The organism is Frankia sp. ACN1ag, from assembly GCF_001414035.1.
Lineage (GTDB): Bacteria > Actinomycetota > Actinomycetes > Frankiales > Frankiaceae > Frankia > Frankia torreyi.
Map to the genome: position 1 here is coordinate 20,099 of NZ_LJPA01000038.1, position 23,191 is coordinate 43,289.

At 70.6% G+C, this 23,191-nt stretch carries 18 protein-coding genes and 2 pseudogenes; 11 read left to right on the top strand and 9 right to left on the bottom strand.

The genetic code is table 11. The features are described from left to right. The first annotated feature begins 359 nt into the window (after window positions 1–359). Together UK82_RS25780 and UK82_RS25785 are read left to right on the top strand one after the other, a co-directional pair. A complete protein-coding gene (locus tag UK82_RS25780) occupies window positions 360–1,040 on the top strand; it encodes a hypothetical protein (RefSeq protein WP_055409844.1) in 681 nt (226 codons plus the stop codon). A gap of 150 nt (window positions 1,041–1,190) precedes the next feature. After that, window positions 1,191–1,499, top strand: coding sequence for a GlsB/YeaQ/YmgE family stress response membrane protein (locus UK82_RS25785; protein ID WP_044885693.1), 309 nt, complete (start codon window positions 1,191–1,193; stop codon window positions 1,497–1,499). Between the two features lie 1,176 nt (window positions 1,500–2,675). Here UK82_RS25785 and UK82_RS31955 read toward each other — a convergent pair. Next, complete coding sequence (locus UK82_RS31955) at window positions 2,676–3,101, bottom strand: trans-aconitate 2-methyltransferase (RefSeq protein WP_236706443.1); 426 nt, start codon at window positions 3,099–3,101, stop codon at window positions 2,676–2,678. 248 nt (window positions 3,102–3,349) lie between these two features. Continuing rightward, entirely contained in the window at window positions 3,350–4,945 is a 1,596-nt protein-coding gene (locus tag UK82_RS25800) for a mechanosensitive ion channel family protein (RefSeq protein WP_044885694.1), read from the bottom strand. Between the two features lie 306 nt (window positions 4,946–5,251). Here UK82_RS25800 and UK82_RS25805 point away from each other — a divergent pair, with 306 nt between their 5' ends. The 7 genes from UK82_RS25805 (at window position 5,252) to UK82_RS25835 (ending at window position 12,990) form a co-directional block, all read left to right on the top strand. Further along, the gene (locus tag UK82_RS25805; protein ID WP_236706444.1) at window positions 5,252–5,815 is read left to right on the top strand and encodes an N-acetyltransferase; all 564 of its coding nucleotides are present in this window, start codon (window positions 5,252–5,254) and stop codon (window positions 5,813–5,815) included. 364 nt (window positions 5,816–6,179) lie between these two features. After that, entirely contained in the window at window positions 6,180–7,022 is an 843-nt protein-coding gene (locus UK82_RS25810) for an SCO2525 family SAM-dependent methyltransferase (protein WP_236706445.1), read from the top strand. 35 nt (window positions 7,023–7,057) lie between these two features. Beyond that, window positions 7,058–8,905: an SCO2524 family protein gene (locus UK82_RS25815; RefSeq protein WP_055409847.1), complete on the top strand. Its 1,848-nt coding sequence runs from the start codon at window positions 7,058–7,060 to the stop codon at window positions 8,903–8,905. Then, a complete protein-coding gene (locus tag UK82_RS25820; protein WP_055409849.1) occupies window positions 8,902–9,822 on the top strand; it encodes an SCO2523 family variant P-loop protein in 921 nt (306 codons plus the stop codon). Before UK82_RS25815 ends, UK82_RS25820 begins: the two co-directional genes overlap by 4 nt. Before the next feature lie 79 nt (window positions 9,823–9,901). Further along, window positions 9,902–10,900, top strand: coding sequence for an SCO2522 family protein (locus tag UK82_RS25825; protein ID WP_052681135.1), 999 nt, complete (start codon window positions 9,902–9,904; stop codon window positions 10,898–10,900). 1 nt (window position 10,901) lies between these two features. Continuing rightward, entirely contained in the window at window positions 10,902–11,996 is a 1,095-nt protein-coding gene (locus tag UK82_RS25830) for an SCO2521 family protein (RefSeq protein ID WP_055409851.1), read from the top strand. 13 nt (window positions 11,997–12,009) lie between these two features. Next, complete coding sequence (locus UK82_RS25835; protein ID WP_052681136.1) at window positions 12,010–12,990, top strand: hypothetical protein; 981 nt, start codon at window positions 12,010–12,012, stop codon at window positions 12,988–12,990. Window positions 12,991–12,997: 7 nt separating this feature from the next. Here UK82_RS25835 and UK82_RS25840 read toward each other — a convergent pair whose 3' ends face one another. From UK82_RS25840 to UK82_RS25850, 3 genes are all read right to left on the bottom strand, one after another. After that, a complete protein-coding gene (locus UK82_RS25840) occupies window positions 12,998–13,639 on the bottom strand; it encodes a GNAT family N-acetyltransferase (protein ID WP_044885698.1) in 642 nt (213 codons plus the stop codon). Window positions 13,640–13,702: 63 nt separating this feature from the next. Continuing rightward, window positions 13,703–14,905 carry an acyl-CoA dehydrogenase family protein gene (locus UK82_RS25845; protein WP_055409853.1) on the bottom strand — a complete coding sequence of 401 codons (1,203 nt, stop codon included), beginning with the start codon at window positions 14,903–14,905 and terminating at the stop codon, window positions 13,703–13,705. 98 nt (window positions 14,906–15,003) lie between these two features. Next, complete coding sequence (locus UK82_RS25850; RefSeq protein ID WP_055409855.1) at window positions 15,004–16,251, bottom strand: acyl-CoA dehydrogenase family protein; 1,248 nt, start codon at window positions 16,249–16,251, stop codon at window positions 15,004–15,006. Between the two features lie 500 nt (window positions 16,252–16,751). Between UK82_RS25850 and UK82_RS25855 the strand changes: the two genes are divergently transcribed. Further along, entirely contained in the window at window positions 16,752–16,958 is a 207-nt protein-coding gene (locus UK82_RS25855) for a hypothetical protein (RefSeq protein ID WP_055409857.1), read from the top strand. A gap of 18 nt (window positions 16,959–16,976) precedes the next feature. On the opposite strand, the gene UK82_RS40220 is transcribed toward UK82_RS25855, so the two are convergent. From UK82_RS40220 to UK82_RS25865, 4 genes and pseudogenes are all read right to left on the bottom strand, one after another. Then, a partial coding sequence (locus UK82_RS40220; protein ID WP_236706446.1) for a tetratricopeptide repeat protein occupies window positions 16,977–17,894 on the bottom strand: 918 nt, incomplete at its 5' end. Window position 17,895: 1 nt separating this feature from the next. Continuing rightward, a pseudogene (fxsT, locus tag UK82_RS40225) lies at window positions 17,896–20,039 on the bottom strand (FxSxx-COOH system tetratricopeptide repeat protein); the annotation flags it as partial. Between the two features lie 38 nt (window positions 20,040–20,077). Next, window positions 20,078–20,909, bottom strand: a pseudogene (locus UK82_RS40230) (KGGVGR-motif variant AAA ATPase); the annotation flags it as partial. A gap of 8 nt (window positions 20,910–20,917) precedes the next feature. After that, window positions 20,918–22,516 (bottom strand): TIR-like protein FxsC, encoded by a 1,599-nt coding sequence (locus UK82_RS25865; protein ID WP_161849169.1) that lies wholly within the window; start codon window positions 22,514–22,516, stop codon window positions 20,918–20,920. 469 nt (window positions 22,517–22,985) lie between these two features. Here UK82_RS25865 and fxsA point away from each other — a divergent pair, with 469 nt between their 5' ends. Next, a complete protein-coding gene (gene fxsA, locus UK82_RS25870; protein ID WP_110431453.1) occupies window positions 22,986–23,183 on the top strand; it encodes an FxSxx-COOH cyclophane-containing RiPP peptide in 198 nt (65 codons plus the stop codon). Window positions 23,184–23,191: the final 8 nt, after the last annotated feature.

Genomic DNA, 23,191 nt, shown 5'->3' on the forward strand with positions numbered 1-23,191 from the left:
GCACGCCACATCGTGTTATCAACATCGGGGACGGGGTACCGCCGACGGGAGAACGGATCGTGAACATCTCGCGGCGCTACCACGGGTATCCCGGTGGCCACCACCGGGTTGTCTCCCGCGGCCGCCGCGGCCCACCCGCCGGACCGCCCGACCGGATGGACCGCCCGCCGGTCGGCCGAACCATGGCCCGGTAAGGCGGCTCGACCCCTCTCGGGGCCGGCCGGGCCGCGCGGGCGGCGGCGACGGTGCGTCGACGCGGTAACTCGCCGCGCCGAGACCGCCAGGGCCGCGGGGATCCGCAGGCTGTCGAGATCGGAAGACCTCGAGACGAAGTAAGACGATGAGGGAGGAACCACCCGATGTCAGTGGACCCGAACGCGGCCACGCCGGACCCCGCGCCGATCACGCCGCCGAAAGGCGCGGCACCGTCAGCCCCTGGCGGGGCCCGGCCGTCCTCGCCCGAGCCGGAACGGCCGACCAGCGCGCCCGCGCTGAACGGTCACAGCCCCGCCGCTGCGCCTTCCCCCGCCGCCGCGCCTTCCCCCGCTGCCCCGCCTTCCCCCGCCGCCGCGCCTTCCCCCGCGTCCGATGGGGAGGGAGGATCCGGGCCGGGGGAGGCGTCGAGCACCCGGGAGCGGGTGGCGGTGGGCGCGGCCGAGGTGCGCGAGCGCGTCAGCGGCGCGGCCGCGACCCTCGCTCCGCACGTCGCCGCCGCAACCGAGCGGACCCGTGGCGCGGCGGAGAAGGCTGCTGGGACCGTGCGGGAGAAGGTCGCCGAGAACCCCCGGTTGGCCGCCGCGACGGAGCGGACGATCGGCGCTCGCGACCGGGCCGTCGGAACCGTCCGGGAGCGGCTCGCCCAGCACCCGCAGGTGAACGCCACGGCCGAGAAGACCCTCGCCACCAGCGGTAAGGCGGCCCGTTCCGCCGGGCAGCGGGCCCGGAACAACCCGCGGGCCACCGGTGGCGTGCTGGCCGGCACCGCGCTGGTGCTCCTGGTCCGCCGGGCCCGCCGGCGCCGCCGCCGCAGCGCCGACTGAGCACCGCCTGCCCGGGGTGGCTGGGTCGCCCCGTCCCTGCCCTCTTCCTCCGGTCTGTTCCCTCCGGACCGGAAAAGAGTGCGCATACCGGTGTTTATGCCGATCGGGTGCGGGGACACAGGACTCAACCACCTTGGCAGGGAGAATAAAATGGTCACATTCGTCGTCGTCATGATTCTGCTCGGTCTGGTCGCCGGCGCCGTCGCTCGCGTGGTGCTGCCCGGACCCGATCCGATCGGCATTCTCGGCACCATTGTCGTGGGCATCATCGGTTCTTTCGTCGGCGGTTTCCTGGGCTACGTCCTGTTCAACAAGGATGTCGGTGAGGGCGCGCTCCAGCCGTCCGGGATCATCGGCTCCATCATCGGTGCCATCCTGGTGCTGCTGATCTGGCGCAACGTCGGCGGCCACAGCAACAGCCGGTCGCGTGGTCGTAGCCGCCGCTACGCCCGTCGGTGACCGCACTGACCGTCGGTCACGGCGACACCCATCGGTGATCTCCGGGACTGCCGAGAAGCCGACGGCCGCGAGGTCGGCCGGCGCGGGCCCAGCCCGCCCCGCGCCGACCTCGCCCGCCGACCTCGCCCGCCGACCTCGCCCGCCGACCTCGCCCGCCGACCTCGCCCGCCGACCTTGCCCGCCGACCTTGCCCGCCGACCTCGCCCCCGACGTCCCTCCCGCGCCAGTGCACAGCCATCCCGACTTCGCCGCCGGCCCCTCGGTCCCGGCGGCTTTTTGCTGTTCCGGGGCCGGCCGGCGCGGGTGACCCGACGCGCGCCTGGGCGCGTCGCGGGTGGACCGGGCGGGATCATCTCGGGATGGCCGGCGGTTTCACGCGCCCGGCAGGGCGAAGATCGCCGCAAGGTGGACCGGCTCCACGAACCTGCCGTCCGGGGAGGATGTGCGCAGCGCCTCGGTGATCTCCTTCTCGAAGGAAGCTCGCCGGTCTCCCAGGAGCCGCCCGATGGGGAAGGACGTCGAGTACAGATACTGATCTTTAATTCACCGGGTCGGACTGGAGCGGATCCCGCCCGGTTCCGGTTCCGCGGAATCCGAAAATGACCGTACCCCGTGGCCGTGGTGGTGATCACAGATCGTGACGGCGGCTGTGGGGTGTTCAGGGTGGATGCAGGGGAGAGCGCCTACCTGGTCGCTCTGGTGGGTTCCGCGTCCGATCTGTCCCTACACAAGGACCGGATGGCACCGTTCCCCTGCACACCCCTGCCCCCGGCCCCCCTCGCCGGCCACGCGACGTGAGCGTTGACCCGACCCGGACCCGGACCGGACCGGACCGGCAAAGAACCGTGCGGACGCGACAGCNGCGACCGTGACGGTCGCGTCCCGGCAGCACACGNGGACAGCACCAGCACCAGCGGAAGCGCAGCCGAACCGTGCGCCCGCCCGGTGACGGAAGCGTGATGACCGTGGCGCGGTTCCGCGGAACACCTCGATCATCAGCCGAGGGCGGGTCGAGGGCGGGTCGAGGGCGGGTCAGGGGCGGGATTGTGCGCCGGCCGGCAGCCGTCCGCGGGCCGGTCTGGCACCATCCTGATCTGCCCGGAGGGCACGTCGCCGTCACCGGATCGACTGCGGAGCCATCATCATGATCCATCCACCGGCACCGCACGTTAAAGATCAGTAGCCGACGATCTGGTCAGCCGTCCACTTTCGCTCGAACTCGAAGACGATCCTTTCCACGTGCCGGAACGGGGATCGGCGCAGGACGCTCTCGTGGGACTCCGCGGGTGGCACGAAGACGCCGCTGCCGGCGCGACGCACGGTCCCGAGAAACCTCGCCTGGACCTCCTCGATCGCCCGCTGCCAGTCGGTGGCGGGCCGGACGAGGCAGTTGTCGTTGACGATGACGAGTCCGCCGCCCGGGGTGACGATGTCGGCGAGCGTTGCCAGAACACGGTCCCGGTCCATCCAGTGGAATGACCGGCCCATGGTGACGAGGCGAAACCGGCCGATTTCCGGGGGAAGGTTCTCTGCGCGCGCTTCCACCCATCTCGCGTTACGGACGTCCGCCAGGCTCGCCGCTCGTGCCGCCTCCGCGAGCATTTCGGGCTCGGGATCGACACCGAAAAGCCTGCGGGTAGCCAGGTCGGTGGCGAGCGTAGTACGCGGCGGTTCCAGTAAAAAGATCGCCGATCAGGCCGCCAACCTAGCGGCCGTCCGCGGGTACGTCTTTCCCTTCCACGAGGTTCCGCGGAAACCGCGCCACCGGCCCCGTGCCCGGCCCTGGCCCCGTGCCCGGGTCCGCGGTCGCCGGTGGTGGTGTCCGGTGGCAGCGGCTTACCGCGAGCAGATCACCGATCGTCTGCGTCCCTCCCGGGGCCGGGGTCGTCGCCGGGGTGGTCCGGGTCGGGCGTGTGGTCGGTGGTCTCACTGAAGTCGCGAGCCCGCTGGGCGGAGTCCGCGCTCGCGCCGGAGAACAGCCGCGCGTCGTCGGCGGCGTCGGCGCGCGGGGGCTGGGGGCCGTCCGGGGCGTCGCCGGCCTCACCCGGGCCGGTCGAGCCGTCGGGGGTGCGGGGCGTCGGGGGGAGATGACTGCCGTCGCCGTCCCTGGTGGACAGGGTGATCGTGGTGATCGGCTCCCAGCCGCGGCGGGCGCCGTCGCGCTTGCGGAGCCGGTCGCGGGGCATCCCGTCGCGGTCCTCCCGCTCGCGCACCAGGGTGCCGATGGCGCCCCCGTCGCGGTCGCCGGCTCCGTTCTGGTGGCTGTTGGCACCGTAAGGGCCGGCACCATTGTGCTGGTCTGCGCTGTACCGGCTGGCGTCGCGGCGGTCGTCGGTGAGGTGGCCAGGGTCGGCGAGGGGGCCGGAGCCTGGACCGGTGAGGTGGGCGGTGGCGTCGAACTCGATGCGGGTTCGCGGCAGTGCCCGGTGATGGTTGCGCTGCAGCCACAGCACGAGGGCCTCCCGCACGTGGCAGCGCAGATCGAAGGTGGTCGGGCCGTCCTTGCCGCTGACCAGCACCCGGATCCGGATGTGGTCGCCGACGGCGTCGGTCACCTGCAGCACGCAGACCCGCTGGTCCCACAGGTCGGTGGCCGCCAGGACCCGGTGCATCTCGGCGCGCATCTCCTCGAGCGGGACCTCCCAGTCGAGATCCAGCTCCACCGCGCCGAGCACGGCGGACTCCTTGCGGGTCCAGTTCTGGAACGGCGTCGTGGTGAAGTACGTCGACGGCAGGATCATCCGCCGGTCGTCCCAGATGTGGACGACGACGTAGGTCAGCGTGATCTCCTCGATCCGGCCCCACTCCTCCTCGACGACGACCACGTCGTCGACCCGGATGGCGTCGGTGAACGCGAGCTGCAGGCCCGCGAAGACGTTGGCCAGCGAGGTCTGGGCCGCCAGGCCCGCGACGATGCCGACGACGCCGGCGCTGGCGAAGATGCTGGCCCCGGCGACGCGCACGCTCGGGATCGTCATGAGCATCGACGCACCGGCGATGATCGAGATGATGGCGACGGTGATCCGCCGCATCAGCGTGACCTGGGTGCGCACCCGCCGGGCGTGCCGGTTGTCGACGACGTCCACCCGGTAGCGGGCGAGCGCGAGCTCCTCGAAGACGAACGCGAGGACGGCGACGCACCAACCGATCCCGGCGATCAGCAGGATGTCGCAGACGTGGATCGCCGGCTGCGTCCAGTCCTGTTCGTGGGTGGCGTTGAGGCCGATGAGCAGCGCGAGCAGGATCAGGGTCAGCCGGACGGGCCGCCGGCCGCGGTGCGCGAGATCGGCGACGATCTGGGAATGCCGGCCGATACGCAGCGCGACCCGGTGCAGCAGTATGGCGGCGGCCGCGGCGACGATGACCGCACCGACCAGGACCGTCAGCACGGCGATCGTCGACTGCATGTTGGAGAAGGACAGATCGGGCGCGGCGCTTACACGCACAGGCAGGCTCCTCGTCCCTGGGGGGCATGGTTCCCCGGGTGCCCTGCCCCTGATCCGGCGGCTCATGAAGTGATCCGCGCCATAGTCAGGCGGAGGTGTTAACCGCCCGAGGGCATTCGCGTCGGTCCAGGTANCCCGGGATACCACTTCGAGGTAACGGATCGCGGATCGTGTGCGGCTGTGTGNGCTGCGGACGATGATGGAGGCGGAGCGCACGGATCACACGGATCGTGGACGCGATGGAGCCAGGCCGGCGACCGCGCCGGCGGACGGCGCCGGGCCGCGCCACGCTCACCGGAGGCGGGCATGGGTTCCTTCCCGACCATCATCAGGCAGGTACAGGAAAAGGATCTGGCGGCCCTCGCCGCGCTGGATGAGATGATCTTCGGCCATCTTGCCTATCCCTACTTCGTCCTGAGACAGATCTTCGACGTGCACCGCGGCGAACTGCTCGTGCTGGAACAGGCGGGCGGGATGCGCGGGTACTCCGTCGCGGTCCGCTCGACGACCCGCGGCCTGGCCTGGTTCCTGGGGCTGGGGGTCGAACCGGACAGTCGGGGTCGGGGTTTCGGCCGGCGGCTCGCCGACGCCTCTCTCGACCGCCTGCGTGCGCAGGGTCTCGATCGCGTCCGGCTCACCGTGGACGGCGAGAACGCCGCCGCGGTGCGTCTCTACCGCCGGCTGGGCTTCGTGCGGCTCGGCGAGATCGCCGACTACCTCGGCCCCGACGAACCCCGCCAACTCCTGGAACTGGCGCTCAACCCCGTGGACCGGGACAGGCACACGGCACCCGCGGTGGGAGGTCAACGCGACCCACTCGATCCGCGAGCCGAGAAGTTCCGGAGCAATGCAGAACCGATAGTCGAGTAAGTCGCCCGGCAGATCGCTACCGATAGTCGCGCGGAGCGCGCCCGCCGCCCGCCGTGAGCAGTGCGGCCTAGGTGTGGGGTTGACCGGAGCTGGGGGTGGTTGTGGTTGTCGCCCGCGCAATCGGGAAAAATATCCTCCTGATCGGATCCGGGCATCGTGGCCGACCTCGCGTGCTGGTGTGTCGGTCGCCGTCGCGTCCGTTCGGAGTGGGACCGTCCGACCGTGGGATGTGACGGGGAGCAGGTATGTCCGCCACCGGCGCGAACTCGGCGGGTCGCCACCCCCGCCGACCTTCGGACCTTTTTGGCCGTGCTTGTTCGGCCGTGCTCGGTATTTGATAGCTTGAATCCAAGAGGTGTATATCATGTCGGAGCCGCAGATGGCCCAGGTCGATTCCCGTCACCGGCTCGGTACTCGGCCGACCGGTCGCGGCGCCGGCGGGGAGGCGCTTGAGCGGCTGCCCTCCTCCGTCGGTGCGCCGCGCAACGCCGACTTCCCCTGGGACGAGTTCGACACGGCCTCCTACCTGCGCCACAACTATCGCAGCCTCCGTTCGGACGACCGGCAGATCCTCGAACTGGTCCGGGACTTCTTCGCGGACTCGCTGCCGGCCGGCGGGGCCCGCGGGCTCGACGTGGGATCCGGACCGAACCTGTACCCGGCGCTGGCCATGCTGCCGTTGTGTCGCACGATCACGCTGTTTGAGCCGTCCGCCAGCAACGTGGCCTGGTTGCGGGACGAGATCGGCGACTACGGGCGCTCGTGGGATCCGTTCTGGGAGTTGTTGTGTGAACGGTCGCGCTACCAGGAGGTGGGCGATCCGCGCCAGGCGCTCGCCGACCGCGTGTCGGTGCAGCAGGGCAGCGTGTTCAAGCTGCCCAGGCGCGGGTGGGACGTCGGCACCATGTTCTTCGTCGCCGAGTCCATCTCGGAGCGACCGGAGGAGTTCGAGGACGCGGTGCGGCGGTTCGTCGGGGCATTGCGCGTAGGCGCCCCGTTCGCCGCGGCCTTCATGGAGAACTCGGACGGATACGACGTCGGCGGACGCCGCTTTCCGGCCGTCGCCGTCGAGGAGGGCTACATCCGGAGGATTCTCGAGACGGCAGCCACCGACCTGCGACTGGAGCGGATCGGCATCGGCAGCGACGTCCTGCGGGCCGGGTACACCGGGATGATCGTAGCCTGCGGCCGGGTGCGTGCCGCATGAGCCGGGGCCGGCGGTCCCGGGACCGGAGGTGAAAGGTGCGCATCCGACCTCGGCAGTCGCTTCTCGAGCTGTGGCGGGCGACGGTCGACTATTCCTACCGCGACGGGGTGTGGACACCCGCCGGGCGGGCCGAGCCGAATTCGACCAGTGATGCCGAGCAACTGCTGTGCCTGATGTATCCGGCCTCCCAGATCGCCGCCTTCAAACTCGACCGGCCGGACGAGACGGCCCGGGACCTGCGTGAGGCACTCGCCCAGCTCGGGGACGCGGTCGAGATTCCGCGTCGGCTGATCATGGCGATGCGCGCCTACATGGAGCGGTACACGGCCGGCGCCAACACGCCGGTCTTCGCGGGCGGCAGCTACCTGGAGCCGCGGGTGGAAGGCGAACTACTCACCCCGGAGCAGCGGCGGCTGGATGTCGTCGACTCCTTCTCGATGTCCATCACTCTTTCGCTGGCCACGCTGGGCTTTCTCAACGTGTTCGAGAAGGTCGTGCGGCGCCCGGCGCTGCTGGCCCAGATCGCCGAGCTGGAGGAGATGGCCAGCCGTCGGCTCACGGCGGCGATGGTCGGCCTGCTGCGCAGCTTCACGGTGCACTCGTTCGCACCGGACTCGCCCGCGGGCCGCGTGCTGTGCCAGACGGTCAACCAGCGCGGACTGCCGCCCAAGAAGATCGTCGCCGAGCTGCACGAGGCGCTCGCCCAGGTCCGCGCGGGCCTCGCCGAGGTCACCCTCGGTTCCGGCGGCGCCGAGGAGCTCGACAACGAGGAGCATCTGTTCGAGTGCGGCTGGTCCTGGGGGATCATCAGGGACGCGCCGGAGGTGCCCACCGCGGAGCCGCTGGACCAGCCGGTCGGTGTCGCCGTCCGGCGACCGTTCCTGTACTTCACGGTCGTCGCGCTCGACGGCATCCTCGATCTGTTCTCCGAACGGACCCGCATCCTCGACCTGCTGACCGAGGAGCAGCAGGGGTTCATGCGCGCCCTGCAGATCCGCTGGGACCTGACCCAGCAGTACTGGTCCATCCTCGCCGGGTTCGGCGGGGAGCGTTGGCCGCTGGAGGACATCCCCTGGCGGACGACCGACGGGCGTGAGTCGGACTACTACAGCCTGCTCGTCACCTCCGTCACGGTCGAGGCGCTCGTCCAACGCCGGGCCGTCGACCTCGACCTGGCCCGGGTGGGCCGGGTGCTCGAGGAGCTGTCGGCCCGGGGCCGCGTCACGCGCCGCGCGCTCGAGGAGGACCCGGCGGTCGAGATGCACGTCCCGGGGGTGCGGCTGAACCTCTACGGCGCCGAGGACCTCCCCTCCGGACAGCGGGGCCCCGAGGTCGTCTGGCCGGTGGCCGACTTCGCCACGGCCCTGCTGAAGCGGACCATCCGCGTCGCCTCGCTCGCGGGCGGGACGGAGCTGCGGGATCGGCTGCTGCGCCTGACGGACGACGTCTGGGACCATCTGCATCTGCGCCGGCTGACCAGCGGCCCCGCGGCCGGGCTCTGGGACGACGCGAGCGCCGCCTTCCCGCAGCTCAAGCCGGAGGATCAGGCACCCTCGTGGTACCTCACCGAGCGGGTGATGGAGTGCCTCGTGGTCGCGGCCACCATGATCAACGAGGCGCCGCTGCGCAACGACCGACTGATGGTCATGACCCAGGATCTCGCCATCGAGGCCGATCACCTCTACAGCCAGGAACTGCTGCGCGGCGCCACGGACGCGGGCCCCGTGGGCAGGCGGCTCGACCACCTGGGTCGGCGTCTCGAACGGGCCCGCGCCGTCGCCGACAGCAGGCCCGGGACGGCGATCGCGATCCTGTTCGAGGTGCTGGGCGAGCTCGACGAGCTCGTCGCGGCGCGCCGATCCAGGCAGGGCGATCCCGAATGATCCTGTTCGCGACCTCGGACAAGGGCGGCACCGGTCGATCGGTGACGAGCTGCAACGTGGCGCTGCGCTGCGCGTTGCAGGGCAGCGACGTCTGCTATCTCGACTTCGACTTCGGCTCGCCGACCGCGGGCGCGATCCTGCATGTGGACTCGACCACCCGCGGCATCACCGGCGGCCGCGGCCTGCACAGCTATCTGGAGGGCTCGGTCGCCGCACCGGCCGAGCTCGATCTGTGGCGGCACATCGAACGGGCCGAGCTGCGGCCCCGGCCGGCGGGCGCGGGACGGCTGGTGCTGCTGCCCGGAGACGAGGGCGGCGGCGAGTTCCCGACCGACGACGAGATGACGGACCGATGCCAGCGGCTGCTGCGGCGCCTGGCGGAGGAGTTCGAACTCGTCATCGTCGATCTCAGCGCCGGGCGTTCCTACGCGCTGCAGCTCGTCCTCGAGGTCACCGCACGGCCCGCCCTGCAGGCGGTCGTCACCCGCTGGCTGGTCTTCCACCGCTGGACCCGGCAGCACATCGTCGCGGCTGCGGGCCTCGCCTACGGTGAGCACGGCATCGTGGACACCGGCGCGGCCAAGGGGCATCACCGAGACCGGCTGCACGACTCCGTCCGGTTCGTCCGTACCGCCGTTCCCGACCCTGATTCGTCGCAGTTCGCCGGTCTGCTGCCCACCCAGGCGGCATGGTTGCAGGAGACCGATGCGGAGCTGCAGAAGCTCGCCGCGCGACGACGGATCGGGCGCAGCGTCCTGCTCGGCTCGGTCCCGCTGGATCCCGTCCTGCAGTGGCGTGAACAGCTCATCCTCGACAGTGATGTCTGGACGCTGCGGATCGCGAACCCGGAGACCAGCACGGCCCTCGACGACCTCGCCAAGAACGTCCTGGACGACGAGTCCTGGGAAGGGCTGTGACGGGCGTGGGGCGTGACGGGCGTGGGGCGTGACGGGCATGGGGGCGTGACGGGCGTGGGGGCGTGACGGGCGTGGGGGCGTGACGGGCGTGGAGGTTGTCGTCGGGGAGACGAGCGCCACCGATCGGACGGTGGAGATACCCCTGTCCCACCTGTCCGTCGAACTCGGCCACCTGTACATGGAGGAACTGGTCGACGGCAGCGTCGACCTGCCCGCCTACTTCGGCCGGATAGCGACGTGGACCGGCCCGGACCAGTTGGCGGACCTCGCCCGCGTCCCGCGGTCCCGGCTGCGGGCGAGCACCTGCGTCCTCGTCGACGACTACGCCGCCGCGCCGCTCGGGCCCGACGTCGTGGTGCCCCGGCTGATCGCGGCCGCCCGCTGCGCGGGACTGACCATCGACTACATCGCGCGTGAATCGGGCTGCGCCGCGCCGATGGACGGTGCCGCTGCGCTGGCCGGGCCCCGGCCGGCCGCCTCCCTCGCCGATCTGGTCGAGGGTCTGATCGTGGCCGACCCGGCGGCGGGCTTCAACGGCAACCGGCCGCCCGTGCACGAGAACGGCTGGCTGTGCAACGGCGTCCGATCGCCGGCCGGGGGCGCCCGGCAGGCCATGCGGGCACCCGTGGCCTGGCAGCCGCCGGTGGAGAACCGGGCGCACCGGCATTCGATCTTCCTCGACGTGGAGATCTGGCGGGAGCAGGGGGCCGGCCGGCGGTGGTCGTGCCCGTTCCTCGCCACCGTGTGGCAGCTTCTCCGACTCGGCCAGCTACGCGTCCTCGGTCGACCCGCCGCGACCCCGGTCGGCATCGATCCGGACGACCTGCCGGCCACTTGGGCGCAGTTCCCGACGATCGCCCAGTTACCGGGCCACGCGGCCCCGTTTACCGCGTACCGCACCCTGTCCGTGCTCGACGGCCGGTTCCTCCCCGTCGAGCACGCGGTCCGGATGACCCTCGGCCAGGTCGCCGTCGACCCGATCGTGGCCGAACAGACCCTGCGCCGGGCCGGGCGGGAGAACGTGCCGCTGCCGGCGGAGCTGCCCGACCGGGTCGGCCATGTCTTCCTCGGCGGATGAGATGGCGGATGAGAGGGCGGATGAGAGAGCGGAGGGGGCCATCCCGCCCGCCGGCGTCGCCCACGACGGGTCGCGTGTTCTCGTGGGCGAGGTGCGCACAGGCCTGCTCGCCCAGTCCCGGGCGCTCACGGAGCCGGAGGCCACGGCGGTCGTGGCCCTGCGGCCCGGGTCCCAGGTGCGGGTCTCGGCGCGGCCCGTGCCCCACTGCGTCTCGCCGGACCTGACCCTTGGGGTGCACTGCCCCGTGCCCAGTGCCTCCGGGGCCCGCCGCGACGGCCTCGGCACGGTGCTCAGCCGAGCCTCGGTGACCAGCGGCCGGCTGGTGCAGGCCAGCACCCACGTCCGGATCGTCCTGGGCGGTGCGCGGCCGGCCGGGCGCCGCCGGCCCTGGGCCTACCATCTCGCCCACCCCGGGACGATCGAGGTGGGTGGCCGGCTGTCCGCCGACGACCTGGCCGACGGCTTCCTGCTGACCGAGACCGGCGACGGGCCCGGGACCACCCTCGATCTGGGGGCGGTCTGCGGCCGGCTGCTCGACCAGGTGCAGGAAAGCCCGATTCTCGACCAGAAGCCTCCTTTTCGGGCGCGGCGGACGCGGTTCAGGTTCGCGCTCCTCCCGTGCGGCCATCCCGCGGTCGGCGAATCGGCCTGGAGTTCAGGATCCGCCGCCGCCGACACCACTTCTGGCCGTTCACCGGCGTCCGGTCACGTCTGCCGCATCGGATTCGTCGTCGCGGACGAAACCGTACGCACACTGCGTATTCATGGATCCGGCCTGGACCTTGTGAGCATCGTCGGACTATGCGAGGATCTCGCTCTCCACGATTGGCTTCTCACCACAGTCCAGCATGTCGTCGCCGGCAGCCGGGTTCGGGCAGGCGGAGGAGGTCGGTTGCCATCACAGTTGACGCCGGTAATAGATCATCTGCTGCATGTGTGGATGCCAGGCGCGCGGATCGGCGAGGAGCTGCTTCCGGTCTGGACAGGTCTGGAACAACGGCTCGGCTTCTCCCGTCAGTGGGAAAGTCTGGTCGGCTGGATCCGCGATCAGCTTGCTCTCTCGCTCCTCGCCAGCCTGGGCGATGGAGCCCGCTAGGTTCGGGGGAACCGTGAACGACCAGATCCGGGTCGGTACGACATCCGAGGTGTTGCGGAAGTCGACGATCAGCGTCCTCACCGGCGGTCTCACCTGGGTGATCGCCAATCTGACCGGGCAGCAGAAGGAATGGGCACTGCTGTTCTCCGCCTTCGTCGGGTCCGTCGTCCTCATCGTGCAGTTCCTCGTCGACTTCGAGCGACGCATCAAGCTGGTCGAAACCTCGATCGCGGCGCATCATTCAAGCATGGAATCCATCGTGCAGCGCCGTTTCGCCGAGATCAGCGAGATTACTGAGCTGTTCAGTCTGGTCGAGACGTCGGCGATGCGCACCGATGTCGTCGTCCAGTTCCTTCGAAACGCGGTCGCGATCGGGGAGTCACCGCGGCTGCGCTACGAATTTGCCCATGCGGAGATCCATCGGATGTCCGAGTTCCTGCGGGAACTGGAGAGCGGGACCGCGACCTACTTCGGCGAGGACCGGGACTGGCTGCTCGGCCTGACCCGGGAGGCCAGCACATCCATCGACGCCATCAGCCTGCCCTCGGTCGACGGCGGCGTGCACGGCTTCGCCGACGGTTTCTGGGAGAGCGACCTCGGTCATCGCTACCTGGAATGTCAGCGCGAGGCGGCCGAACGACGTGGCGTGCGGATCCGGCGCATCCTCGTGCTGGAGCGGGAGAACGTGCTGGCCGAGGAGAACCTGCACAGCCTGTGCTCCCGCCATTCCAACCACGGCATCGAGGTGCGCACCCTGCACCCGGAGTCGATCCCGCTGCGTGCCAGCCGCGCCCTGCTCGACTTCATCGTCTTCGACGACGTCATCGGATACGAGGTCACGCCCGGAGCCCATGCGGGCACCGCCATGCCGCCGACGATCGTCAACACCCGACTCGTGCTGCGGGCGGACGTCGTGCAGGCCCACCGGCTCCATTTCGACGAGCTGTGGAAGGTCGCCGAACCGTTCGACCCATCCGCCCCGCGAGCCGCCTGAGCCGGCGTCAGCGCTCGCGCGGAGGCAGGAAGCGGTACATCACGTACAGGTCGACGTTGCCGAGCCAGGGGTGGCGGTACGCGGCGGGCAGCGTGCCGACCTGGCGGAACGCCAGCGACCGCCACAGCGAGACCAGCTTCGGGTTGGCGGCGACGACGTGCACCTGCAGTGCCTGGTAGCCCAGGTCCGTGGCGTAGTCGATCATCTCTTCGGCGGCCTGGCGGCTGACGCTCTCCCAGTGACCGCCGGCACGCCCACGGGTGGGGGATGCCGGGCCACCGTAGGGCCCGTGATCCTCGTACGGACCGGCGCCGGCGCGAGGCCCCCCCTGGTCGACCCGCTTCGGATCGACCAGCAGCATCGCCTGCGCCACGTGGTTGCCGAGGCCCGGCAGGCTCGGCGTCAGCAGCGCGGTCGCCACGACGGCCACCGCGCCCGGGAGCCCGTCCGCCGCCTCGTCCGCCTCGGCCTCTTCCTCGATCTCCTCCATGACCAGCACCTCGGCCGGCGGCGGGAGCATCCAGACGGCTCGAGCGGTCTCCTCACCGGTGTCCGGCTCCCAGGGGCAGGTTTCGCCCTCGATCACGACGGCCCGCCAGATTGGCCAGATCCTGTCCCAGTCCTCCTCGGACGCCCGCCGTATGCGCACCTGTCCGATCCTGCCCGTTCACCGCATCGCGCGGGTAACGGCGTTGCGACACTGACGGGCGGGTCAGCCGCGAGGGACGTCCCGCCAGGGCTTGCCGGTGTCGACGCGGACGTCGCCGGGCAGCCGGAGCACCCGTTCGCCCAGCACGTTGCGCAGGATCTGCGATGTCCCGCCCTCGATCGTGTTGGCCCGGGCCCGCAGGAATCGGCGCTGCAGGCTGTCGGCGGGGTCGTCGTAGGAGTCGTAGAGGGTGCCCTCCGGGCCGAGCACGTCCATGCAGAAGTCGTAGATCTTCTGGTTGAGTTCGGCGCCGACGAGCTTGCCGATGGACGCCTCCGGTCCGGGCGGTCCGGCGGTGCGGGCGACCCGGGCACGCTCCCCGGTGAGCCGGTAGGCCTCGGCCTGCGTCCACAGATCGGCCAGCCGCAGCCGCAGCGCCGGGCTGTGCAGGTCGGGCCGGTCCCGCCACAGCTCCAGCGCGTCGGCGATCGTGCCGGAGCCGCGGCCGAGCGCGGAGTCGCCGATCGCGGAGCGCTCGTTCATCAGCGTGGTCATCGCGACGTTCCAGCCCTGGCCGACGTCGCCCAGGCGGTGGGCGTCCGGGACGCGCACGCCGGTCAGGTAGACCTCGTTGAACTCGGCCTGGCCGGTGGCCTGCCGCAGCGGCCGGACCTCGACGCCGGGGGCGTGCATGTCGACGATGAAGTACGTCAGCCCGCGGTGCTTGGGCAGGTCCGGGTCGGTCCGGGCCAGCAGCAGCGCCCAGCTCGCCAGGTGCGCGAGGCTCGTCCACACCTTCTGCCCGTCGACGACCCAGTCGTCGCCGTCGCGCACCGCGCGGGTCGACAGTCCGGCGAGGTCGGAGCCTGCGCCCGGCTCGCTGAACAACTGGGCCCACATCTGCTCGCCGGTGTACAGCGGGCGCAGCAGCCTCGCCCGGAGTTCCTCGTCGGCGTGGCCGTGCAGGGTCGGGCCGGCCATGCCGACGCCGATCGGGTTGTTCAGGAACGGGTCGGGCCGCCCGCCGGCGGCCAGGATCGCGTCGGCGACCGCCTGCAGCCCGGCGGGCAGGCCGAGGCCGCCGAAGCCGACGGGGAAGTGCACCCAGGCCAGGCCCGCGTCGTAGCAGGCGCCGAGGTACTCCGCCGTCGTCGCGGTGGCCGGGTCGAGGCCGGCGACCACCCCGTGGGCGGCCCGCTCGACGCGCGCCCGGTCGTCCTGCGAAGCCCCCGCCGCAGCCAGGGCGTCGGCCGTCTCGGCGCTCATCGCCGTCTCCCGCCTGTCGTCGTCACGTCGTGCCGTAGGTCGCTGGTGTCTGCGTGGGTTGCTGGTGCCTGCGTGGGCCGTGGGTTGCGCCGGCCGGGCTAGTGGCCGTCGGCGTCGTCAAGGACGAGCTGGGCCAGCCGCTCCTGGTGCGCCTCGGCGCCACCGAACAGGGCCGCGTCGGTATAGGCGCGCTTGAGGTACAGGTGCGCGGGATGCTCCCAGGTGAAGCCGATCCCGCCGTGCACCTGCACGGCCATCGCCGCGACCTGCGTGAACGCCGTCGAGCACACCGACTGCGCGAGGCTCGCCGCGATCCGCGGGTCGTCGGTGCCCTCGTCGAGCGCCCATGCCCCGTGGTAGGCCACCGAACGGGCCTGCTCGACCAGCACCAGCATGTCGGCACACAGGTGCTTGACCGCTTGGAACGACCCGATCGGCCGGCCGAACTGCAGCCGGGTCCTGGCGTACTCGACGGAGAGATCAAGCAGGTACTGGGCGGCGCCGACCTGCTCGGCGGCCAGCAGCACGGCGGCGGTCTCCGCGGTGGTGGCGAGGACGGCCGCGGCCTCCGGCGCCGCGGCGAGCAGCCGGGCCGGGACGTCGTTGAAGCTGACGGTGGCCTGCCGGCGGGTGAGGTCCATCGTCGCCGCGGACTGCCGGACCAGGCCGGTGGCGTCGGCGCTCACCGCGAACAGCCCGACGGCGTCCCCGTCTCCGTCGCCGTCCCCGTCGGTGCCCGCGCCCGCGCCGCCGATCGTCGCGGCGACCAGCAGCAGGTCCGCCGCGGCGCCGTCCAGCACGTGCGCGACCGAACCACGCAGCGTGTACCCGGCGGTCGCGGTGCCGTCCGGCGAGGGGGTTCCGTCCGGCGAGGGGGTGCCGTCCGAGGCGGAGGCGCTGCTGTGGCGGGCGGTGGCGGTCACGGTGACGGCGGCCGGGTCGAACCCGCCCCGGTGCAGCGGCGCCGCCAGCGCGGCAGTGGTTCGGCCCGCGACGAGCCCCGGCAGCAGTTCCGCTCGGGCCGCCTTGTCGCTCAGGCCCCCCAGCACCGTGGCACCGAGGATGATCGAACCGAGCAGCGGCCCGCACACGAGCGCCCGGCCCAACTCCTCGATCACCACCGCCTGGGAGACCAGCCCGTCGCCGACGCCGTCGTACTCCTCGTCCGTGGCGAGGCCGAGCACACCGAGTTCCTCGCCGAGCCGGGACCAGACGGCGGGATCGTGGCCGAGCGGCGACGCCATCAGCCGCCGGACCTCCTCCTGCGGACTGACCTGCGCGGCGAACGCGCGTACCGTCCGGCGCAGCTCGACCTGCTCAGCGGACCAGGCGAACTCCGAGCTCATGGGCCACTCCCCGCATGGACGACAGGACACCTCGGATGCCGACGCGACCCCGCCACCGATCCTGCGATCGCCTCCGCGCCCACCGTGCACCCGACCGGCCCCCGACCCTTCGGCGGGGCCCGGAGCCGACGGACGGTCGGGCACCAGGATGACGTGCGGAGTGTGAGCTATGCCGCATCTCGCCATCCGACCTAAACAGGTCGTCCAGACCGCAGTCAACAAGTGCGCGAGATCGTCGGCGGGGTCCGGTCACCTGTGGATTGATCCTCCGTTGAGGAGAGGTGGCGCCCCGCGGCCGCCGCGCCCCGTGGCGGTTACCCGGATGACGCGCTCGACCACGGAATGCTGTCGGAGGTCCAGGCTGTCGGGCCGGATCGACGGTAGGACGACCAACTCGCCCGTTCTACGGCGCCGTTGTCGGTGGGCTGACTGCCGGCCCGTACGCTGCAGTCTGACCGTCGGCCGCGCGGGTCGTCGAACGGGACGGGAGCGAGCAGCGCATGATCGACCGGGACGAGGCGTTCGAGTCGGCTCTGCCCGATCTGTCCGAGATCGATCTCGCCGATCTCGGTGATTTCGGCGACCTCGGCGACCGCTCCCATCCGCGGCTGCGCGACGCCCTGGCGAGGCTCCGCCAGGAGGCCGTGCGCCCCGCCGACGCCATGTCCGGCTTCACCTCGAGCATCCGGCCCGGCAGCGGTCCCTGACCGTACGGGCTCGTTCCGCTACGGTGGGGGCGGATCGATCTCAAGGTCCACCCGCTCGCCGTCGCGTGCTCGAACACTGACCGGATGGTTGGCGCCGAGTCCCGCCTCAAGATTTTCGAGAATGTCCACCTGCAGACCCCGGGTCAAGGTCGCCGGGTCGGTTCTCGAGAGGCTGGTGGCATGGTTGAGGGACGCAATCATGGTGAGGGGATGGCTGTCGCCGAGCTTCGCCCGCAGGCCGGCCTCGACCTCCTGATCGAGTCCTTGGGCGAGGATGAAGTTGTTCGTGTCGTAGTAGCAGTTGGCCAGATTTTCCAGGCAGTAGAAGATGAACGGGTGATCCTGGGGTAGTGACGTCCTCAGCAATTCGACGGTCTGTTTCGCGAGTTGGGTGGCGGCGGCCGCGCTCCCTTCCGACCGGAGGGCCGTGATCAACGCGTTCGCGGCGGCAAGAGTGTAGAGACTGTCCGGTCCGAGCCGACCGCGGGCGCGCCGGAATGTAGCCTCCGCCAGGCTGCGGGCCGCTGAGGTCTCCCTGGCCAGGCACAGGTCGAAGACCAGGCTGACGGCCGTCGCCAGCGCCTCCGGATGGTCCTGTCCTACCAGGTTGTCAATCTTGCCGAGCGTGTAGGCCGACTCCTGACGAGCGCGGTCGCTCTGGCCGCACCACCGCATGGAGATCGCGCGGTTCCGCAACGATCTGAGGGTGTCGGCATGACCCTCGCCCAGGTCCTCGCGGCAGCGTTCCACGGTTTCCTCCAGGAGCGTGAGCGATTCCTGGTAGTGGCCGCACTCGCGGAGATCGCGGGCATGGTTGTCCGCGAGCTGCAGGGTGTAGACGGCTTTCTTGCTGTTCAGCCGAAGCGCCCGTTCATAGATGTCTCGGCTCATGTCGAGGGCGGTGGCAAAATCACCCACGAAGCGCAGGGAAACCGCNAGATTGTTGGCACTCAGGATCCCGTCGGGGTGATCGAGCCAGCCGCGCATCCGGCACCGCTCGTAGGTCTCCTCGTCGAGCGTGCGGGCATCCTGGTACCTGCGGATCCGGCGGAGGTCGCCGCCCAGCGCCATCGCCGCCCGCAGCGTGAGGGGAGCATCCGGCCCGAGAACGCGTTGTAGCCGTTCCCGGGCCGACTGGTCCAGCTGGCGGGCCCGTTCCGGCTCGTCCAGGTCCCGCAGGCTGTCAGCGAGATTCAGGGTGAGTTCCAAGGTCCGCTGGTCGTTCTCGCCCAGGCTGACGTTCCAGGCGCGCAACGTGTCGTCGGCGAGGTCCCGGCAGCCGCTGTGGTCACGCTGCATGTACAGGCTGCGGACGATGTTGAGGACCAGCTTGGAGACGTCCCGTGAGGTGGAATCGGCGGCTCCCGCCGGCCCGAGATGGGGGCGTAGCAAGGCATAGCGAGGCCAGGTATGCGGCTCGTCGGGATCGCCGGGATCCGCCGCCGCCAGCAACGCCTGCACCCGCTGACGGACGCCCGCCTGCTGGTCCGGAGAGAAGTCGTCGCGGATCGCCGCCTGCACGAGCCGGTGCATCTCCAGGCTCTGATCCCGCTCGTCGACCCGGGCCAGCGCGTGCTCGGTCATGTTCCGGACGGCGGTGGCCAGCGTGAGTGGATCCCGGAACTCCTGGTCCCGGGGGTCCTCCAGATCTCGCAGTTCCTCACCGGCGAAGAGCCGCAGGCTGATCGGTTCCGGGCCGAAGAAGGCACACAGCTCGGCGAGCCGCGCCGCGAGGGGGGCCTGCGTGCGTAGCCGGTCGACGGACAGCAGCCAGGTCCGGGCGATGGGGCCCGGATAGCTGGGAATCTCGCCCTTCAGCAGCAGTGGACCGGGACTGCTGTCGAGGAGCTGCAGGTAGCTCTCGGCGCTCATCCCGGTCTCGGCATGCCAGGCGGCCGCATGCTCGAGGGCCAGCGGCAGGTGGCCCAGCGCGTCGGCGAGCCTGGTCGCGACCTCCACCGCCAGCGTCGGAGCTCGACGGCGCAGCAGGGCGACGCTCTCTTCCTGACCAAAAACCCCGATCTCCATCCGTTCCTGACGGCCCTGCCAGCGCTGGTTACGGGAGGTGATAAGCACATGCCCCGGCCCGAGGGGAATCAGCGGGGTGATGTCGTCCGGGCTGTCGGCGTTGTCGAAGACGAGCAGCCATCGCCGGTACGGATCGCCGCGGCGCAGGGCGTTCAACACGTCGTCGACCGGCTCGTGCCGCGGGCGCGCCGGCAACCCGAGCTGCCGGGCGAGGGCCGCCAGCCCACTGCGCAGCAGCGTGGACTGGTCACAGCGGATCCAGCAGACCAGATCGTACGAAGTCGCGAAGCGGTGTACGTACTCCGTGGCGAGCTGGGTCTTGCCCACGCCGCCGAGGCCCTGCAACACCTGGGTGTGGGCCGGGACGGTGCCGACGCCGACGAAACGGTTCCGAAGCTCGGTGAGGAGCTCCTTCCGGCCCACGAACGCGAGGTTGCGGGCGGGCACTCCCGCCCAGACCTGCGGTGGGTCGCCGGGGAAGCGGACCGCGGTGTCCGCGCCGGTCCTGGTGCGCAGGGGTGCGGTACGGCGGTCGGGCCGCCCCACCGCGGCGAGCAGCGCCCGCCGCGCGGTGGTCTCGCTCAGGCCGGCGAGGTCGGTGTAGTCCTGCTCGCCGAACTGGGCGGGGAGCGGAAACTCCTCGATACGTACGGGCAGGAACAGGCGGGCGAGGCCATTCGGATCGCGGGCGGTCGCCTGACGCCAGCGCTCCTGCCCGGAGGAGCGGAGATAGGCCCGGGACAGGACGGCCACCGTCCGGGAGCCTCCGCCGGGTGCGGTTGCGGCCGGGCCATCGCCGGTCCAGCCTGGTGGCACGCCGGTGGTCGTCTCCAGTGTCACGGCGAAGCCGACCGCCGCCAGCTCCACGGCGATCCAGTCGGCCCAGGTGCGATCCTCGGCGGCATAGTTGACGAGGATCTCCGTCGGGATGGGGATCTGGGTGCGTTCGAACAGCGCGAGAATGCGTCGGCGCTCCCGCTCGTCCTGCGGGGCAAGAGCGCTTACCTTGCCGTCGGAAAGACAGGACGCGAGCCGCTCGTACGCCGCCAGCAACGTCCCCTCCTGCTGGGGGCGGTCACCGAAGACGGCCNGGATCTCCTCGTACGCGTAGTAGGGCTTGTACGGTATCTCGACATCACCCCAGTAGCGTTCCCGCCCGCGGCCGTCCATGCCGTGCAGGAAGGTGTCGAAGGTCGCTCGGGCGAGGTCGCGGCCCAGCTCCAGCTTCTTCTGTTCGCCGTCCTCGACCCGCATCGGAACCGGGAGGATACGGATTCTATGGGCATCGTCCGCCCCGTCGATCGATCGAGCGGCGGCAGCCGCCCCCTCGATGCTCTGCGTGCTGAGGGTGAAGCAGTTGACGACGATGTCGGGTAGCTGGACGGTGCAGATCCCGGCGGTGTCACTCAGCCCGGTCCGGCTGTCGACGAGTATCCACTCATAGGACGCGCGCATGTTCCTGGCAACGGCGTCGATGAAGTCTGCGCCGCCGTGCGCATCGTAGAAGGTGCTCCAGTCGAAGGTGCTCAGGCGCTGGGAGTACGCCGGATCGTGGCGGCCGGAACAGACGAAGTCGATCGTTCCGTCGTCCGGAAATATCGTGTCCAGTGATTCCGCGTAGGGTGTGATCGCGGTGGCGCGCTCGAACCAGTCCTCGTCGCCGGGGACCGGTGGGGACATCACCGTTGCGGTGAAATCCCAGATCATGTCCATCACGCCACGGGTCGAGCGCAGCTCGGGGTCGTGGAGAAAAGGGTGAAAGTATCGCTGCAGACCGGGCGCCTCCAGATCCCAGTCCACGACGAGGACGCGCCGGCCGTTGCTGGCGAGCAACCAGGCGATGTTGGCCAGCGCCATCGAGCGGCCCGTTCCGCCCTTGTACGAGTAGAACGTGACGATGGTGCCCGGCGGTGTTCCTGCCACCGAACCTCCTACGGGCTCTGGAGGAACGGTCGGCGGCGGGGCTGGGCGTCACGGGTACGCAACGATGCATGAGAGGAGAAGATGCGAGCCTGCAGGTCTGCGAGCACCTGGACGAGGGTCCTCCCGAACTCGTCGTGTGAGCTGACGTTCATGCGAAGGAAGTCGTCCTGCCGAAGCACGTTGTTGCGCAGTGCCTGGGCCAGGCTGGCCCTCAGCTCGGCGGCGTTCTCGATCGTCTCGGCATCGTGCGGATTCCAGGGTACCAGGACACCCGTGGTGGGCTCGTTTCGTCCGTCATACTCGATGAGCGCGGTATGAAAGGGCTCCAGCATCGCGGTCCACACATCGATGATGAAGACGACGACCTCGTTGCGTTCCTTGGAGGTCTCGAGCAACCCGCCGATGCCGGTGTGCAGCTTGACGATGTTCGAGACCATGTCCTGGCTCGCGGCGACGGACTGCGCCAGAACGCAGACCCGCTGGCGGAAGTGCGGGTGAAACGGCGTCCACTCATCGAACTGACCGCCGTAGTAGTCCAGGCGCCGGCGCAGTGCCGCCAGCTCGTTCGCCGAGGTCACGGCGAGGACGAAGGTAACCCGTTTGGGACCGCCGCCGGGATCGCCGACGGCCGCGCGGGCCGCCGACGCGGCCATCCGGTGGGGAGCGCCGGGCTTCTGGGAAGCCCAGGCGTTGCCGGCCGATCCGTCGGCCGTGGATGCGGGTGCGGTGAACTCCTGCGCGCGCGGCGAGTCCGGCTCCTGTGGGGTGGCCAGCTCGGTGCCGCGAGCCAGGCCCGGTGACGGTTCCCGCCCTGCGGGCGGCTCACGTCCTGGTGATGGCTCACGTCCTGGTGATGGTTCAGGCCCTGAGGACGGTTGAGGTCGTGGGGGTGGCTCGGCTCGACCTTCCGTCGGTGGCGCCGTACTCGTCCGCTCGCGGCCGGTCAGGATGAGCACACCGTTGCCTTCGGTGGGCCGGGGTGCGGAGGCGGACGAGTGGGCCGCGATCTCCGCCGGCTCGAAAGCGTTGCGGACCGCATCGAAGTCGGGGACGGCTGCCATGGACGGGAGGGGGGACTCTTCGGCCAGAAATATGATCCGGTTGGCCAGCGCCACCAGGAACTCCTGGTACTCGTCATAGTTCCGCTTCAGTTGCAGGAGATATCGCAGACCGTGTGTGGCGTAGCCCTCCCCGAGATCCCTATGACTGTACTGCAACCCGGAGAGGATTGCGGGCGTTGGCCGCAATGGCGTCCAGATCACGGGGAGCAACGCCGGCGGGCGGATCGCCCCGTTGGCTTCCTGTGCCCGGAGCCGGTCGTCGAAGACCTGCCACTCCCGGCCGCAGTTTTCGCTGGCGAAGAGGCTGCGTGAGCAGATCGCCACGAAGGTCCGGCATCGCCGGAGGGCGTCGCTCAGCTCATTCGGCCAGGCCGCACCCGGCCGGATGTTCGAGGTGTCGAGAAAGCCGACGTCATCCAGGCTGGGATGGCCGCAGCGGGCCCGGACCTCCCGTCGAAGATCCAGAAAGAATCTGTTGAGAAACGGGCCGTCCTTGATGTCAAGCCGCGCGTAACTGAGGAAGAAGTACAACGGAAGCGCAGTCATCGGGCCGGGGGACGTCCGAAGCGGCGGGCGCTGGCGTGGGCCTGGGTCGCCCACCGGATTCGGGCCGCGATGCGGCCCGGTGCGGGTGGGCGTTCTCGGCCGGCTATCTGGCACTGTGTCGACTGGCTGACCCATGACCCACGGACGATCTCCCCCGGTTCCACTGGTCCCCTCGTTTCCTACCTGACCGGCACCGCACCCGCCGGTCCAGCCGGTGTCGGGTATCGATGAGTGAGAAGAGAGTCTACGTCGTGGGAGGTGGCAGGAGACCTGGCACCGGTACGCCGGAAACCAGGTAAGTACGGTTTCCGAAGGGCCCGGCGGCGGTATACGGCCCGTCGGCCGCGCGCCGTCGGCTTGTCGCCGCGACGCCGGTTCCCGCCGGCCGGCGCCTACTGTGTTGCTTTACAGGCGCCGGCTCGCCGGTCAGGCTAGATTGGAAGACCGGGGCCCCTTGAGGAGGGCGCGGATGGATCGGTCGTTGACAGATTTCGAGTCATGGCTACCCGACATGACCGGGGTGGCGCTTGACACGATCGGGGCGGTGGACAGCCCTGGACTCCGGCGGGCACTGGCGCGCCTGGATCGCGAGGCGGCGCAGGTCTCCGCACCGCCGACCGGCTTCAACTCGAGTCTGGCTTTCACCTCTGCCCTGTCGGCGCTTTAGACAGGGGC